This window comes from Flavobacterium sp. PL002, assembly GCF_054165825.1.
The window spans coordinates 1,200,488-1,217,170 of sequence record NZ_CM135110.1; the positions used below are offsets into that span (position 1 = coordinate 1,200,488).

At 33.8% G+C, this 16,683-nt stretch carries 12 protein-coding genes; 8 read left to right on the forward strand and 4 right to left on the reverse strand.

Features of this window, described 5'->3' with window-relative positions; all coding sequences use genetic code 11:
• Positions 1–528: 528 nt before the first annotated feature.
• Positions 529–903 carry a BlaI/MecI/CopY family transcriptional regulator gene (locus tag ACVEGE_RS05295; RefSeq protein WP_192501761.1) on the forward strand — a complete coding sequence of 125 codons (375 nt, stop codon included), beginning with the start codon at positions 529–531 and terminating at the stop codon, positions 901–903.
• Positions 900–2,363, forward strand: a complete 1,464-nt coding sequence (locus tag ACVEGE_RS05300) for a M56 family metallopeptidase (RefSeq protein WP_192501762.1) — start codon at positions 900–902, stop codon at positions 2,361–2,363. The genes ACVEGE_RS05295 and ACVEGE_RS05300 overlap by 4 nt, the downstream gene beginning before the upstream one ends.
• Before the next feature lie 58 nt (positions 2,364–2,421).
• Here ACVEGE_RS05300 and ACVEGE_RS05305 read toward each other — a convergent pair whose 3' ends face one another.
• Positions 2,422–3,792, reverse strand: a complete 1,371-nt coding sequence (locus tag ACVEGE_RS05305; protein ID WP_173856251.1) for a saccharopine dehydrogenase family protein — start codon at positions 3,790–3,792, stop codon at positions 2,422–2,424.
• 166 nt (positions 3,793–3,958) lie between these two features.
• On the opposite strand from ACVEGE_RS05305, the gene ACVEGE_RS05310 reads away from it, so the two are divergent.
• The 3 genes from ACVEGE_RS05310 to ACVEGE_RS05320 all read left to right on the forward strand — a co-directional run bounded on the left by ACVEGE_RS05310 (position 3,959) and on the right by ACVEGE_RS05320 (position 7,321).
• Entirely contained in the window at positions 3,959–4,345 is a 387-nt protein-coding gene (locus tag ACVEGE_RS05310) for a DUF423 domain-containing protein (RefSeq protein ID WP_173856252.1), read from the forward strand.
• Positions 4,346–4,424: 79 nt separating this feature from the next.
• Complete coding sequence (gene pckA / locus ACVEGE_RS05315; RefSeq protein ID WP_192501763.1) at positions 4,425–6,026, forward strand: phosphoenolpyruvate carboxykinase (ATP); 1,602 nt, start codon at positions 4,425–4,427, stop codon at positions 6,024–6,026.
• Positions 6,027–6,220: 194 nt separating this feature from the next.
• A complete protein-coding gene (locus tag ACVEGE_RS05320) occupies positions 6,221–7,321 on the forward strand; it encodes a DUF4407 domain-containing protein (protein ID WP_192501764.1) in 1,101 nt (366 codons plus the stop codon).
• 63 nt (positions 7,322–7,384) lie between these two features.
• On the opposite strand, the gene ACVEGE_RS05325 is transcribed toward ACVEGE_RS05320, so the two are convergent.
• On the reverse strand, positions 7,385–8,119 hold the full coding sequence (locus ACVEGE_RS05325; protein WP_192501765.1) for a PH domain-containing protein: 735 nt from the start codon (positions 8,117–8,119) through the stop codon (positions 7,385–7,387).
• Positions 8,120–8,289: 170 nt separating this feature from the next.
• A complete protein-coding gene (locus tag ACVEGE_RS05330; protein WP_173856256.1) occupies positions 8,290–9,465 on the reverse strand; it encodes a glycosyltransferase in 1,176 nt (391 codons plus the stop codon).
• 140 nt (positions 9,466–9,605) lie between these two features.
• On the opposite strand from ACVEGE_RS05330, the gene ACVEGE_RS05335 reads away from it, so the two are divergent.
• The 3 genes from ACVEGE_RS05335 to ACVEGE_RS05345 are packed head-to-tail and all read left to right on the forward strand — an operon-like array spanning position 9,606 to position 15,470.
• Positions 9,606–12,698 (forward strand): hypothetical protein, encoded by a 3,093-nt coding sequence (locus tag ACVEGE_RS05335; protein ID WP_192501766.1) that lies wholly within the window; start codon positions 9,606–9,608, stop codon positions 12,696–12,698.
• On the forward strand, positions 12,695–13,930 hold the full coding sequence (locus ACVEGE_RS05340; RefSeq protein WP_192501767.1) for a hypothetical protein: 1,236 nt from the start codon (positions 12,695–12,697) through the stop codon (positions 13,928–13,930). Before ACVEGE_RS05335 ends, ACVEGE_RS05340 begins: the two co-directional genes overlap by 4 nt.
• On the forward strand, positions 13,917–15,470 hold the full coding sequence (locus ACVEGE_RS05345) for a glycoside hydrolase family 2 TIM barrel-domain containing protein (protein WP_192501768.1): 1,554 nt from the start codon (positions 13,917–13,919) through the stop codon (positions 15,468–15,470). Before ACVEGE_RS05340 ends, ACVEGE_RS05345 begins: the two co-directional genes overlap by 14 nt.
• Here the strand turns inward: ACVEGE_RS05345 and ACVEGE_RS05350 are convergent.
• Positions 15,467–16,645, reverse strand: coding sequence for a glycosyltransferase (locus ACVEGE_RS05350; RefSeq protein ID WP_192501769.1), 1,179 nt, complete (start codon positions 16,643–16,645; stop codon positions 15,467–15,469). The genes ACVEGE_RS05345 and ACVEGE_RS05350 overlap by 4 nt on opposite strands.
• Positions 16,646–16,683 lie beyond the last annotated feature (38 nt).

Here is a 16,683-nt window from a genome sequence, read left to right on the forward strand (position 1 = left end):
GAGTTGCTAAGCGGCAGAGCTTCAAAGTTTAAAAAGAAAAAAAAATCCGTTATGATCCGCTTAATCCGCGTCATCCGTGTTCCAATTGGCAGAGAAGAGTTGCAGAGTTGCAAAGATTCAGAGCTGCAGAGTTGCTAAGCTGCAAAGTGGCAGAGTTTCAAAGTTTAAAAAGAAAAAAAATCCGTGATGATCCGCTTGATCCGTGTCATCCGTGTTCCAATTGGCTGAGAAGAGTTACTAAGCTGCAAAGTTTCTGAGTTTCTGGGTTGCTGAGTTACTAAGCTTCAAAGTTAAAAAGTAAAAAAATCCGCGATGATCCGCTTAATCCGTGTCATCCGTGTTCCAATTCTCAAAGTTTCTAAGCTTCAAAGTTACAAAGTAAAAAAATGCGTGGCAATCCGCGGACTATATACAAACCAAACACAACAAGAATAATTTAAAAATCCGTGATGATCCGTGTGCCAATTCGCAACACAAGTAACGGAAACAAACTAACACAATACAACACAACAAAAATATAAAAATACCATGCAACAACTTACAAACGCCGAAGAACAACTCATGGAACATTTATGGAAGCTCGAGAAAGCTTTTATGAAAGATTTACTAGAAGCGTTCCCGGAGCCTAAACCAAAAACGACTACTGTAGCGACTTTACTAAAACGCATGATCGATAAAGATTTTGTGGCCTACAATGAATTTGGTAACTCTCGTGAATACTATCCGTTGGTTAAAAAAACCGACTATTTCTCTAAGCACGTCAATGGATTGATTAGTAGTTTTTTTAATAATTCGGCTTCGCAGTTTGCGTCGTTCTTTACAAAAGCAACCAATCTCTCTACAAAGGAGCTAGAAGAATTGAGACAGATCATTGATGGTGAAATCTTAAAAAAGAAAAAATGATAGCCTTTTTAATTAAATCGACCCTTTCGTTAGCCGTACTTTTAGCGGTGTACCATCTTGTTTTAGAGAATGAAAAAATACACAGATTCAATCGCTTTTATCTGTTGTTTTGTTTGGCGTTTTCGTTTGCTGTTCCGTTTATTACTTTCGAAATAGCGCAAGAAGTCAGCAGTGCGGCAATCAAAAAACCGTTGGTATTTGCTTCTGAAGCGACAATGGTGGTTATAGAAGACGAGACCAATTACTGGCTGCTTGCCTTATGGATCAGCTACGGACTGCTTACTACTGCTCTTGCTTTTCGTTTTGCTAGTAATGTGGCTAAACTGCTTCACAAAAAAAGAAACAATCCCACGGTGGAATATAAAAATGCGGTGTTGGTTTTACTAGATGAGGAGATATTGCCACATACTTTTTTAAACTATATATTCATCAATAAAGATGCGTATCATTCGAGAAAAATTGAAGCCGAACTGTATGCACACGAACTCATTCATGTGACTCAAAAACACACTATTGATATTTTAGTAATCGAAATAATTCGCGTGTTTTTTTGGTTCAACCCATTATTCCTATTGTACAAAAAAGCAATCCAGCTCAATCATGAATTCCTAGCTGATGAGCAGGTTGTGAAAACCTATAACAATGTTCCGTTTTACCAGAATTTACTACTCTCTGTAGCTAACGCGAACCCAACTTATTACTTGGCCAGTAATTTAAACTATGCAGTAACTAAAAAAAGACTTATTATGATGACACAAAAAACCACAGCTACCAGAGCTATTTTAAAGAAAGGGATTGTAATTCCCGTATTGACAGCCTTACTATTTTCATTGTGCATAAAAACTGTAGCACAAGAAAGCACACAAAAAATGGCGACAGTAGACTATTCGACTTTATTTAAAAATTATTACATCAATACTAATTTCCAAATATTAGGTGAAGACGGTACGGTAGTCGCTACTAAAAAATACGCTGATTTGACCGATAAAGAAAAAGACGTTGTCCCTGCTTTGATTACGGGAAATATTAAAAACCCTAGTAAAGAGAAAATGGACGAAATACTGACAAAAGGGGGACCAGAGACGTATCAGGTAGATGTTTATAGCAAGAAAATAGGCGCTGAAAAAGCCGCTGGCTCTACATACAACATCGCTGAGCTATCAGAAAAACCAGAATTTCCTGGAGGTATGGTTGAGTTTTATAAATTCGTTGGTAAAAATTACACCATGTCTCCAGAAATGTCTAAAGAGAAAGTAAAAGGAAAAGTCTACATTACTTTTATGATTGAGAAAGACGGATCATTGACTGATTACAAAATTTTAAGAGAAATAGGACACGGTACAGGAGAAGAAGCGATTCGTGTTTTGAAACTTTCTCCAAAATGGAATCCTGGTAAGTTGAATGACGTTGCTGTTAAAACAATGTACAGTTTACCCATTACTATAGCAACAGCACAATAAAATGTGTGAAAAACAAAATCCGCTTTGTGAAAAGCGGATTTGTTGTTTTATAAAAAGACTAACTAAAATCTTTATCGGGTTTGTACCCTAAATAAGGCATTGTTTCCTCTTTAAAAACAACACCATATTCTTCTAATTCTTTTAAAATAGGCAAATACACTTCTTTATTAATAGGAAGCTGTACCCCTGGAGTTTTTATTTTTCCGTTTAATATTTGTAATGTTGCCATAGCTACTGGTAATCCTACCGTTTTTGCCATAGCCGTATATGTTTGATCATCCCCTAAGCAAACCATTTTAGAATCAATTTGCTTTTTTACACCATCAAGTTCATAACCAAACTTATGGTACATGACAATCATGTCTTTATCATCTTGCTCTAAGGTCCATTTGTCACTTAATATTTTTTCTAACATTTGTGCAGGTGTCGCATTTTTAAGACCCACAATTTTATTTTTATTAAACAAATCCAATTCTAATAATTTATCCCACATGATGTCATCTTGATCAATTTTTAAAATCAATCTTGTTTTAATCTCTACCGAATCTGTTGGGTGGTAAGGCAAAAACGAATTTACAAAATCTCGGTAACTCATCGTGTCTGAGTTTTCCATTTGGTAACTATCATCAGTCATTCCTAATTGAACAAACATATTCCATGCTTTAGAAAAGCCAACTCTACGAATTGTCCCTCTATACAAAGTCAGTACTTTGTCTAGGCCATAAACCGAGCGGTATTTTAACGAATCTCGATTAGAATAAGCTTCAAAACGACCGTATCCTTCTACATCAAGAAACTCAGTTCGTCTAAACAAGTTGCAATACGGAATGTATTTGTACGTTCCTTCCTGAACAAATTTAGCGGCACCACCTTGACCCGCTAATACAACATTACGCGGTGCCCAGGTAAATTTATAATTCCACAAATTAGTATCTGATTCTGGAGCCACTAACCCACCACAAAAAGATTCAAACAAAAGCATTTTTCCGCCCTTATCTCTAATCTCGTCAATCACTTTCATCGCACTCATGTGATCGATTCCTGGATCTAACCCTATTTCGTTCATGAAAACCAAATTATTCTCTTTTGCAGCAACGTCCAGCTCTTGCATAGCATCACTAACATACGAAGCGGTAACCAAGCTTTTTTTACATACAATACAATCTCTAGCAACTTCAATATGCAAATGCGCAGGCAACATACTGATTACAATATCCGCTTTGCTAATTGCATCATATCTTTGATTAGTATCAAAAATATCCAGTGCAATTGCAGTAGCATTAGGATGATTGTTTGTTTTCTTTTTGGCTAGAGCCAAAGACAAATCGCCAATAACAAGATGTAAATTTTCCTTTTCAGATTTATTTAATAGATATTGTATTAATGAAGAGGCTGATCTTCCTGCACCAATTATTAAAATTTGTCTCATAATTTATATAAATATAACACAAACATACAAAATTGTTGTATTTATAACAACGCGCATTTGTTAAAACATTTTTTAATATTTAACAAATCTCTCTGTAAAGTATCACTAATAAATGTTTTAGATTCGTGAGATAAGGAATACTTTTGTATTTCATAAAATAATGATCATGAATAAAAAAATAATCACCACAGCAGCATTATTAGGAGCAATTGCAATAATTTTTGGGGCTTTTGGAGCACATGCTCTAAAAAAAGTTCTTGCTCCAGAGCAATTAATCACTTTTGAAACAGGAGTACGCTATCAAATGTACCATGCATTATTTTTGTTATTTATTGGTACCCTAACCACACTTTCAGAGAAAGCTAAAAAAACCATCCACAATTTAGTACTTATAGGTGTACTTTTATTCTCGGGTTCTATTTATTTATTAGCTACAAACGACCTTACTCCCTTTAATTTTAAAGTAATAGGTTTTGTTACACCAATAGGAGGAGCCTTGCTAATAGCGGCTTGGGTAGTTTTGTTTTATCAAAATTGCAAGAAAAAGGTATAAAAATAGGAATATCAAATCGTATCTGAAATATAATATCTATTTTTGCAAATAATAAATTAAACCACTCAATTATAATTCCATGAATAATAACACACCGTTTACGAAATCGATTTCGCTAACTGACTTAGGAATCGAAAACGCAAAGATTCATTACCAATTATCAGCCAGCGAATTACAAGCAAAAACAATCGCACTAGGTCAAGGAGTAGAAAACTCTACAGGAGCACTAGCAATTAACACTGGTGAATTTACTGGACGCTCGCCGCAAGACCGTTTTATTGTAAAAGACAGTATTACAGAAAACCAAGTTTGGTGGGGAAAGGTCAACATTCCTTTCGATCCTGCTGCTTTTGACGCTTTATATAAAAAAGTTACGGCTTACTTGAGTAACAAAGAAATTTACGCTAGAGACTCTTATGTATGTGCTGACCCTAATTACCGCTTAAATGTGAGAGTGGTTACTGAAACCCCTTGGGCAAACTTGTTTTGCTACAATATGTTTTTGAGACCTGAAGAAAGCGAATTAGAAAACTTTACACCAGAATGGACTGTAATGTGCGTACCTAGCTTTATGGCTGATCCAGCTGTTGACGGAACACGTCAAGCTAATTTTGCCATCCTAGATTTTACTAAAAAAATTGTCTTAATTGGGGGAACTGGTTATACTGGAGAAGTAAAAAAAGGAATTTTTTCAGCATTAAACTTTATCCTTCCTGTAGACAAAAACACTTTACCAATGCACTGTAGTGCTAATGTAGGTGATGATGACGACACTGCTATTTTCTTTGGATTATCCGGAACAGGAAAAACTACTTTATCTGCAGATCCAAAAAGAAAATTAATTGGAGATGACGAACACGGATGGACAAATGAAAACACAGTTTTCAATTTTGAAGGCGGATGTTACGCAAAAGTGGTAAATCTATCTGAAGAAAACGAACCAGACATATTTAGAGCAATTAAAAAAGGTGCAATTCTAGAAAATGTAATTTTTAAAGAAGGAACAAACGAAGTTGACTACGAGGATGTTTCTATCACGCCAAACACAAGAGTAAGTTACCCTATATTCCATATTGATAATATTCAACCAGGTTCTATTGGAAAAAACCCTAAGAACATCTTTTTCTTAACGGCAGATTCATTTGGAATCCTACCTCCTATTTCAAGATTAACTCCTGGTCAAGCTGCTTACCACTTTATCTCAGGATACACTGCAAAAGTAGCAGGAACAGAAGCTGGAGTGACTGAACCTCAGCCTAATTTCTCAGCTTGTTTTGGTGCGCCTTTCATGCCGTTACACCCTACGAGATATGCCGAAATGTTAAGCAAAAAAATCCAAGATGCCGATGTAAAAGTATGGTTAATCAACACGGGATGGACTGGTGGAGCTTATGGAACAGGTAGCCGAATGAAATTAAAATACACTCGTGCCATGATTACTGCAGCATTGAATGGAGAATTAAATGATGTAGAATATAAAAACCACGCCGTTTTTGGAATTGCAATTCCACAAGAATGTCCAAATGTTCCTAGCGAAATTTTAAATCCTAGAAACACTTGGGAAGACAAAGATTTATACGATAAAAAAGCCGTTGAATTAGGTCAAAAATTTAAAGCTAATTTTGCTAAATTTGAAGAGTTTGCGAATGCCGAAATTATGGCAGGAGCACCTAACGCATAAGTTAATTATAATTCAGATTCTAAAAGAGCTGTTCCTTACGGAATGGCTCTTTTTTTGTTTAACAAAAGAGCTAATCAAAAACAAATCAGCAATTTAAAATAATAATAGTTTTTTTGGTCTTAAATTTGCATTGTCGTTTAACACCTTCTTTAGAGGAAACGAAACAATCAAATCATCAATCAAAACAATCTGTTATGTTAAAACAATTTTTCATTCTTTGCTCGGGAGCTGACAAAGATATTCTAGAGGACTGCTCACAAGGAGAACAAACTAAATACGTAGGAATAGGTGCTACTGTATTTTTTACTGCAGTTATGGCATTTATCGCCTGTACTTATGCACTATTTACTGTTTTCGACAATCTATATCCCGCCATAATTTTTGGGATTGTATGGGCATTACTTATTTTTAATCTCGATCGTTTTATTGTTTCTACTATTCGAAAAAGAGACAAGATAGGAAGTGAATTTCTACAAGCAACTCCCCGAATTATATTAGCCGTTATTATTGCTATTGTTATCTCTAAACCTTTAGAAATTAAAATTTTTGAAAAAGAAATCAATACCGTGTTATTGAAAGAGAAAAACGCAATGGCTTTGCAGAATAAAAAAGAAGTGGCCAATTATTTTAAATCGGATGTAGATAAAAACAAAACCGAAATAGAAAAGCTCAAAGCAGAAATCACCAACAAAGAAAAAGAAGTAAATACGTACTACGAGACCTACATTGCAGAAGCTGAAGGTACATCTGGAACTAAAAAACTAGGTAAAGGCCCAGTTTTTAAAGAAAAAATTGCCAAACATGATTTGGCTAAAAAAGAATTAGACAGTTTGCAAAAGAATAATTTAGCAAAGATTGCTTTATTAGATAAAACAGCCACAACTCTACAAACAGATTTAGATAAAAAAGTAACCGAAACCCAACCTATAATTGATGGTTTTGATGGTTTAATGGCTCGAATAAATGCGCTAGACAAATTACCTTGGTTGCCTTCATTCTTTATTATGTTACTATTTTTAGCGATTGAAACCTCTCCTATTATTGCAAAATTACTTTCGCCAAAAGGAGAATATGATTTTAAAACTGAAGATATAGAAACCGCATTAAAAGCTACAATTACACAAAACAAATATCAAAGAGAATTATTAGTAAAAACTAGTGCCACAATGCATGACAAAGTGTATGAAGATATTGCACAAGACAAAAACCTCTATGATTTACAAAGAAAGAAAGCTACTGAACTACTAGAGTTACAAGCTCATAATTTTACCGAAAAACAAAAAAGAACATTATAAAACTAAAAAGGTCAAATGAGAAACATCATTTGACCTTTTTAGTTTATTTTTAATAGCTAGGAGTTACATATAAGAAAGAATCTCCTTTTTATAAGTATCATACTCTCCCTGCAAAATAAGTCCGTTATCAAGGAGCTTTTTATAATTCTGTAATTTCCCAAAAAGTTCATCTTGCGATAATTCACCTAATGCTTTTTCTTTATTTCCGTTTTCACTTTCAACAACTGCGGCATCAGGAGTATTATAATGTGGTGTAGCTATTGGCATAATTTCTGAATAGTTAGTCACTTCTTCCGTTTCTACTTCTTCAATAACCTCAGCTTCTTCAACAATTTCCTGATGTTCTTCAACTTGAACTTCTGGTTTTACGTCTTCTACAACTACATTATTTTGAGCTATAGGAGACTTTAAAAAATCCATTTGCTCTTTTGCGTAAGTATATAATTTTCTAGCTTGCGTTTTCGGGATGTAATCAATTGAAATTGTCAATTCACTTTTTGTAGAAAACGAAAACTCTGAACCAAGAATATTCTCTTTTACAAAAGCAGCCGCCACATCTTCCCAATCATAATCAACAAAATCCATGGACAGTCCTAAATTTTTAGGTTTGCACAAAATAATTCGCTTATTAGTTAACACAATACTATCAGGAAACACTGTTATAGCTGGCTTTTTTTGAACTCCAATGTACCCAACCTCTTCGTTTTTCATTAATAAATCCTGCAATTTTGAAGTGATTTTTTCAATCGCTTTAGGATCTTGATCTTCGTTTAAGAATTTTTTAATTTGTTCTTTCATATTGTATTGCACTTGATTACACTGCTTTTTAAACAGCAACTATTACGACACAAAAGTAATACCTATTTACGATATATAGTGATGCCTATTTTATTTTTTAATTGATTTTATAAAAAAAAGATTATGCTCTAAAACATAATCTTTAATTAAACCTTTATTAAAACTATTTTTTACCTGTAGTGGATTGCTATATGTCCAATTTGGAATACAATTTTCAAAGAATCTTTAAATGACAATTTAGATCCATCAGCGTGAATCCATCTTTTTAAAGGCTGTTCACATACTATTTTTTTAGTTTCTTCATCTCCGTAGATTTTTTTCATTCGCATAAAAATCTCTACGTCAAATAACCATTTTGTAATAAACTTAGTTTGAAACGTATTTTCAATAACATCCTTACTCATTATTTTAGCACCACATTGAGTGTCATTAAACTCCATCCCAATTGTTTTTCGAATAATGAAGTTGATGATTTTACTAATGATTGCACGTGCAGATTCCTTAGTAATATCAGCTCCCATGCGCGCCATTCTAGAACCACTAACCACTTTAAATTTAGAGTTGGAAATTGTTTTTACAAGATCATGAAAATCTTCAAAATCAGTAGATAAATCAGCATCTAGGAAACCTATATAATCAAATTGGTCTTGCTTAGCAAGATGCAACATCCCGAGACGAACAGCCTCAGCCTTACCTCCATTTTTTTCACAATCATAAATACTAATATGGTCTTCATGTCCTTTTCTTAGTTCTTCTAAAACTTCTAAGGTTTTATCAGTACTTCCATCATTAACAAAGCACAGATGATACCCTAGATTCGAATTTATAAAAGCCTTAAACTCGTCACCTAACAAGCGTAACTCCTCATTGTAACAAGGAATAACTACACCAATACAATCATTTTGAATAATCTGATTTTTTTTAGTGTTAGTGCTTATTTTGTCTCCACTTCCAATTAAACGTTTTACACGAGCACCAATTTCGCTTAAGCTCAAAGGCTTTTTCATATAATCATCTACACCAAGATCAAAACCTTTTACAATGATATCCTCATCTGTATTTCCAGACAAAATCATTACTGGTGTTGCATGGCCTCTTACCTTTTTAACGTGTCTCGCTATTTCAAGTCCATTATAAGCCACCTGTAAATCTGTACCATTAGCATTCGTTTCATTGGAAAAGGGCATGTTGATATCTGCGATAACTAAATCAGGACTGTGCTGATCATACTTTTCAATACCATCAGAAATGGTGTTAGCAGAAATCACTTCGTAGCCTAAATCAAGAAGGCTTTTTTCTAAAGAAAGAATAACTAATTCTTGATCATCAATTATTAAAATTTTCATAACTCTACTATTTGGCATTTGGTTATAGTAAATATATTAAATCTGCTTTAAAAACCAAACAAAATATGACAGTTAGTAGCTATGATTTATTTAATTAACAGTTTTATCATTACTTTTACAAAAACATCAATTTTCAATCATTGGCAAAAGAAAAATCAAATAAATATTTAATTGTAGCGCTACTTATTGGAGTTGTCTTTCATTCGAGTGCTATTTTCTTTACACTTGAGAGCACTTACGATGCGTTAATACACATGTTTTTTGCCAATCATTATGCAACAAGTTGGTTTGAACCCTGGAATTATAGCTGGTACACAGGATTTACCGTTATGGGATACCCACCGCTTGTTCATCAAGTAATTGGACTTTTATCTTTAATTGGGGGCCTAAAATTTGGTATGTTTACCGTGGCTATAATTGGTATTGTTTTATTTATAACCGGTGTATATCGCTACACTTTAATGATTACAGGGGATCGTACGGTAGCTGGATACGCATCAATTGTAGCTGTTTTTTCTTCATCATTTGTTGAAACACTCCATATTTTTGGACAATTACCCAGCATAATTGGTGTTTCTGTATTGATGCATTGCATGCCAGAGATCTATCTTTGGATAAAAACCGGAAAAATTAAATACCTTTTAAGGTCCTTTTCACTCTTAGCGGTAACAATAACTTCACACCATGTTACACCAATTTTTGGAATGATTTTTTTTATTTTTCCTTTGATTGGAACGGTAATTATGGATGTTTCTCGAGAACAAGTGAACTCCTATAAAGAGATAAAGTTTAAATTATTTCTGCAAACATTTTTTAAATTATTCAAACGAATTGTCACCTTTGGAGCTGGCTCATTATTTCTAATCATATTTTGTATTTTTCCATATTGGGTAAACTCAAAAGCAAACCCCATCACACAAGTCCCTATTCCGCATGGAAGTCGGGATAACTTTATTGAAGTTACCTCATCAGGGCTTATGTTTTTTGTGATTCCGTGGGGGATATTATTCTTTATTTTGCCGTATATATTGTACCGTTATTACAGTAAAAGATACATTTGTTTTGGGCTATCCATCTCTTTATTAATCGTTTTGGGAACGGGAGGAACAACACCTATCCCTTTAAAAGTTTTAGGCGAAACCGCTTTCAATATCTTAACACTTGACCGTTTTACGTTGTGGGCATCCATCATGAGTTTACCCATGTCAGGAGAATTTGTCTACCGCTTGATTGAAGGTGATTTAAAAACGGCTATTCAAAACCGTTTTGGGAATGTGTATCACCGTATTTTAGGGGCTTTGTTTGCAGGTTCTTTTTTGTTTTTTGCAGGTTTTACAATTACGCTGGGTTACTTTAGACCTTTTCAACCTCAAAAAATAAACACCTTACCGCTTGTTAATTTCTTAAATCAAGATCAGCACGATCAGTGGCGCTATTTACCACTAGGTTTTGGAGATCAAATGGCTACATTATCCTCGCAAACAAAAGCCAAAACAGTAGATGGTAATTACCATTCAGCACGAAGGCTACCCGAGTTAACTACCCGAGCTGTGGAGCGTTTAGAAAATTCAAAATTTAGAGGAATGGAAGGAATTGGCTCATTACAGCAATTCTTGACTGTACCGGAAAAATACAACCTGAAATATGTTTTTTCTAATGATAAATTTTATGATCCTATACTCTATTTTTGTGGTTGGCACCGCTTGTCATTACTAGAAAACGGAATCATGGTATGGGAAAAGCTAAATATTGCGCCACTCCCAAAAGTACTCCCCAAAGACGAAGTCCCTCTTTATTTAAAATTAATGTGGGGAATTATCCCAATCCTTACTGTGATAATTGCTTTTGTAATTAATATACAAAGTATTTTTTATAAAGCATTAAAATTAAAAGATGAGCCAAAACCTGATTTCTTCAAGTTTGCTGTGGCTTATAAAAAATTTCCGTTTAAGATTATCACTATTTTACACCTTTGGATTGTACTATTATTAGGTATTATTGGGTATAGCACCTATGATTTTTACACGTACAACGCGACACAAATAAGTCCGAAGAACGTGATCAAAGCATACTATGATGCGCTGGATTTTAAATTTTACGAAAAAGCACATTCTTTTATCGATCCTGAAAGCAAACTTTCTATTTCACAATTTATGCTCGAAACATCTGTTGCTGATGGGATTTTAAATTCTTATGCAAAACTTGATGCTATAGACATAGAAATCGCTGAGATCTCCGATAACAGAGCCTCTCTTGTTGCTAAAACAAAATGGATTACGCCACTTGAAATAATTAAAAAAGACTTTTACCATGAGGTAATTAAACGAAAAGGAAAATGGTATATCTTGCCTCAAAAACTGCCTTTAGATATTCCGCCAGATCAGTTTATACTAGACAATACTACTGAATATTTCAAACAAGGAAGGCGAAAAATAACCACGCAGCAAACCTATCATGAAGACGTCTTAAAACAACCTGAATTGGAAATTTTATCGGCTAAATTGATTCATTATAAAAATGAATATATTATCATTGGTGAATTGCAAAACTTAGATAACAGTCCCGCTGATGTGGTTTTAAAATCTACCCTCTACAATAAATATGACAAATCACTAGCTACTTTTAATGCTAAAGACGCTATTAAACATAAAATATTACCCAAAGAAACAACTAGTTTTAGAGTGAATTTTGAAGAAATCGCTTGGTTAAATAAGGATGTAACACAGCCTACTACCTTTAATCCTAATGAATTTACGCCAAAAAACATTACCGAAACTCCGGCAAATTTTGACATCCAGTCAGCGGGTAATATTGCTATTACTGATTTTTATATTCAGGTAGCTTTATCTGATTTAACTATCGAAAACAACCACGTCAAGGGAACATTGTTCAATTATGGTATTCAAGAAGTCACTGTCCCTGAAATAATAATTTCGTATTATACTGATAAAAAAGAGCTATTGTATGTTGATAATTATTTTTTAAGAGAAGGAGTCCGTGTACAGCGCAAACAGTATTTTGATTATAAATTGCTTGATTTATCTCAGTGCCGAATCATATTATCATCATTAAAAAATTGTTTTGTCAATGGTTTACCCAATGAGGCTCTGGCCAAAACAATTCTTCCTAATCGAAATAAAGAGGTAGAGAAAGAACTGCTACAAAAAGTAGACGGAAAAGGATTTAGTTACATTAAAATCGAAATGAATAACTATATTGGTAATCCAAAATGATAAAGAAACTAACAACTGTATTGCTTCCATTAGTATTATTCTTTTTATTCGTTTTTGCTATTTCAAAAACAAATAATACAGAAGCAGCATTTACTTTGGATACATCCAAAAAAACATTTGTAGCAGGAAGACCCATTTCATTACACTTTTCGACTACTTCTAAATCCGCAACAGCCGATTTATTTATTATTCATTCCTACGGAAAAACCATTTTGAAAGCCAAAAACAATAACGGAAAACTTGTATTTAATATTCCGCCCCTTTACTGTCTTAAAACCGGATTCGTAACTTGGTATTTGTTGCAGAATAATGAAAAAATAATCACAGGTGATTTTAGCATTCGCCCAAATGATGACACAGCTACGGTTCTAGAAAACTATTTAGGCCCAACAACTATCCTTACAGGGCAAGAACATTTTACAATGATGGTTGCCATTCCTACGGATAGTTATGACAACCCAAAAGAAGACAATACAACTGTTTTTATAAAAGATCAATTTCTTGAAAATGTAACGGTTACTACCAAAAAAACAGCTTCGTTTATTGCATGGAAAAACATTTATTCCAGAAACAAGTCAGGTAAAATGCTTGTTTCTACAGAATGTAATACTACAGGATCTAAAGAATTTGAAACCGAAATAACGCCATCACCAGCTACTAACTTTACTATTAATTTTAAAAGAAACCACGAATTTGCTGATGGCAACCAGATCACAAAATTAGAAACTTCAGTAATAAAAGATCAGTTTGGCAACCTAATTGGTGATGGAACCTTAGTTACTTTTCAAGTTACTACTAACAATAACAGCTTGTTAAAAACCTATGCTGCAACAATAAACGGAATTGCAATAGGACAATTATTGCATCCCGATCATCAGGATATCTATCGAGTAAAAGCTTACATCACTGGAATGGCTGAGAGCAAGCCCATCCAGATTAGTTACAAACCATTGATTAGAACTTTTCCTTATGAATTTTATGAAAAGAATAGAAAAATTACCGTGGGTCCTCTTAAAAGTTTCATGAAACAAATTGTGCCTGACGGAATAAAAGTAGAATTAAAAATATTTCATCACAAGGAATTAATAGAGACTAAAATTACTGAAAGTTCTAAAGGTTACGCTAATTTTATTTTATTCCCTCCTTTTTACAAAGAAAAAGAATATCGCTTTGAAATCACAACGTTAGGAATAACTCGAAAAACCGAAATAAAAAAATATGAGACTAATTAACAATCGAAATATTTATAAAGGAGCATTCATTTTTTCCTTTATTCTAATTTGTATTTTCACGCTATTGGGTTTGGCCAGAATTTTAGATTATTTAAATACTGGAGCAGATAGAAGCAGTATGTTACATCTAGAAACCGAAAGTGAAGATATTTATTTACCTAAAATAAACTGGACCAATCTTGTTAATCCGGCGCGGGTAATGGAAAAAAACACGCTAGGAAAACTAGAGCGCGATTACTTATTTTCATGGTATGTAAAAAATAATGCCTTAGAGAATAACACTTCAAAAGGCATTGACGATTACTATACTCAAAATACGCGTGAGAACTTATACCGCACTATTAAATACAATAAATCTCATGAAATCTCTATTGAGAACACGACTATCAAACATTTTCCTGATTTAGAATTTTACAGTGAAGATGGGCAGTTAGTTGTATTTAAAGATAGAAATGTAGTTGAGTATCAAAAAATCTATCAAAACAAAACGTTACTTACCACTATTCAAGATACGGCGACCTATAAGGTGATGATGTTGCTTGAAGATGGTTTTTGGCGTGTACGTCATTTAGAGAAAATGAAATCCGAGGCATTTGCAAAAGACACGGTAAAACCACACCCCATTTATACAGTTAAAAAAAATCAAATCTTACAAAATAACATTCCTTATACCATTAAAGGAATTAATTATTACCCTAAAAACTCTGCTTGGGATACCTTTGGTGATTTGTTTAATAAAGACACAATTGCGCAAGATTTTGATATTATAAAAAATTCAAATCTAAACACGGTTCGCGTTTTTATCCAGTATGGTGATTTTGGAAAAGCAAAATTGATTCCGCAGAAAATGGAAAGGCTAAAAGTACTTTTAGATTTGGCTGAAGCCAAGAAATTAGCCGTAATCGTTACATTATTTGATTTTTACAGTGATTATTCTATTAACAGTTGGACCTTGACGCATCGTCATGCCGAACAAATTGTTACTTCTTTTAAAGACCATAAAGCGATACTCGCATGGGATATAAAAAACGAACCGAATTTAGATTTTGAAAACAGAGGAAAAGACAATGTTTTGAGCTGGCTAGATCACATGGTAACCGTTATAAAAGAAAATGACCCCAATCATTTAATGACTATTGGTTGGTCAAACTCTGTTGAAGCGACAAATCTTGCCGATAAAATGGATTTTATATCCTACCATTTTTATAATGACATAGTACATTTAGAATACGAGACAGATAAATTAGTAAAAACTACTAAAAAACCAGTCGTGATCGAAGAGTTTGGCGTTCCCTCTTACGGCGGAATGTGGAATTTTTGGGAAGGAAGTGATAAAAAACAAGCAGAATACCATCGAAAAATACAAGCGTACTTTAAGAAAAACAATTATTCATTTATGTCTTGGACGTTATATGATTTTCCTCATGTGCCGGATCAAGTAGCGGGAAGATGGGCTTGGCAGAAAATGCGACAAAAAAAATTCGGGTTTATTGATGACAAAGGCAACAACAAACCCGCATTTAAATACATCTCAAATTAAGATTTTGATTGGATAATTTTCTTAAAAGTGTCCATATACATTTCTGTAATTTTGTCCATTGACAAAGCACTCGCAGCCTTATAGTTTTGCTTTGCAATTGCTTTGCGATTAGCGTCGTTATTGATAATTTTTTCGAGTGCTTGCGCTAACGATTCGGCGCTTTCAGGATCAAAGAATTCACCTTTATAACCTTCTTCCTCAACCAATAAAGCCAAGTCACCTAAATCTGGCATCACTACCGCTTTACCATAACTACCCGCTTGGTGTAAAACTCCTGAACTACCTGTGGTTGAAGTATATGGAAAAGCAACTACGGTACTTTCTCCAAAGATAACGGGAACATCTTTTTCCTCTACATATCCTGTAAATCTAATTCCTTCCACCTCTTTATATTTCTCCTTTACTCCCGCAAGATATCCAGGTGTATTAGGACTATCTGTTCCTGCAATAACTACTTCTATTTTCTCAGTGCTTCGTTTTCTTATTAAAATAGCAGCTTCAATGAGAATCTCTACTTTTTTATAGGTACCAAACTTACCAAAAGCCATAATTTGTTTTGGCCCTGGAGCCAACTCAAATGAAGGTTCATCGATACTATCAAATGTTCCATGCGGAATCACTTTTACATTTTTAACCTTGTATTTTTTCTCTAATACTTCTACGTATTTATTGATTGTAACCGCAACAACATCTGACCTTAATATAAAACGGGTTAATGTGGTTCCAACAAAATTATAGAATTTTTGAGCTAATCTATTATCTGTAAAACCGGCACTTTCTAAATCTACTTGTTCTAAGATATTGTGTAATAAAGATACTGTGGGCACATTATTATTGCGTAAAACCATTGGAATCATCAAGCCTAAAGCCGCAGGAACTTTCTTATCACCAAATTTCATAAATTGAAGATTGATCAAAACCGCATCTGGTTTTTCCTGACGTATTGCCGCGCTAATAGACATAATATTAGTGTAACTATTAAAAGCCCAACACTCATTAACTTTTACTTTATTACTATTTTCAAAATCAAGTTGTTTGGGCTCGTCTGTTTTGTCACACAGCAAGACAACTTCTGAAACATCATTTTTTTGAGCAAAATTCTTTACTAAATGGTATCCATACTCATTTAAAGTAACTTTACTTGGCGGAAAGGCAGTGATTACAGCAATTTTCATCTTAATATAGATTTGGTTTGGAACTTAATTAGCAACAT

Coding starts and splice junctions, on each gene's coding strand:
- ACVEGE_RS05305 (WP_173856251.1), bottom strand. CDS start 3,792: ATGAGACAAATTTTAATAATTGGTGCAGGAAGATCAGCCTCTTCATTA.
- pckA (WP_192501763.1), top strand. CDS start 4,425: ATGAATAATAACACACCGTTTACGAAATCGATTTCGCTAACTGACTTA.
- ACVEGE_RS05345 (WP_192501768.1), top strand. CDS start 13,917: ATGAGACTAATTAACAATCGAAATATTTATAAAGGAGCATTCATTTTT.
- ACVEGE_RS05300 (WP_192501762.1), top strand. CDS start 900: ATGATAGCCTTTTTAATTAAATCGACCCTTTCGTTAGCCGTACTTTTA.
- ACVEGE_RS05310 (WP_173856252.1), top strand. CDS start 3,959: ATGAATAAAAAAATAATCACCACAGCAGCATTATTAGGAGCAATTGCA.
- ACVEGE_RS05340 (WP_192501767.1), top strand. CDS start 12,695: ATGATAAAGAAACTAACAACTGTATTGCTTCCATTAGTATTATTCTTT.
- ACVEGE_RS05325 (WP_192501765.1), bottom strand. CDS start 8,119: ATGAAAGAACAAATTAAAAAATTCTTAAACGAAGATCAAGATCCTAAA.
- ACVEGE_RS05350 (WP_192501769.1), bottom strand. CDS start 16,645: ATGAAAATTGCTGTAATCACTGCCTTTCCGCCAAGTAAAGTTACTTTA.
- ACVEGE_RS05295 (WP_192501761.1), top strand. CDS start 529: ATGCAACAACTTACAAACGCCGAAGAACAACTCATGGAACATTTATGG.
- ACVEGE_RS05320 (WP_192501764.1), top strand. CDS start 6,221: ATGTTAAAACAATTTTTCATTCTTTGCTCGGGAGCTGACAAAGATATT.
- ACVEGE_RS05330 (WP_173856256.1), bottom strand. CDS start 9,465: ATGAAAATTTTAATAATTGATGATCAAGAATTAGTTATTCTTTCTTTA.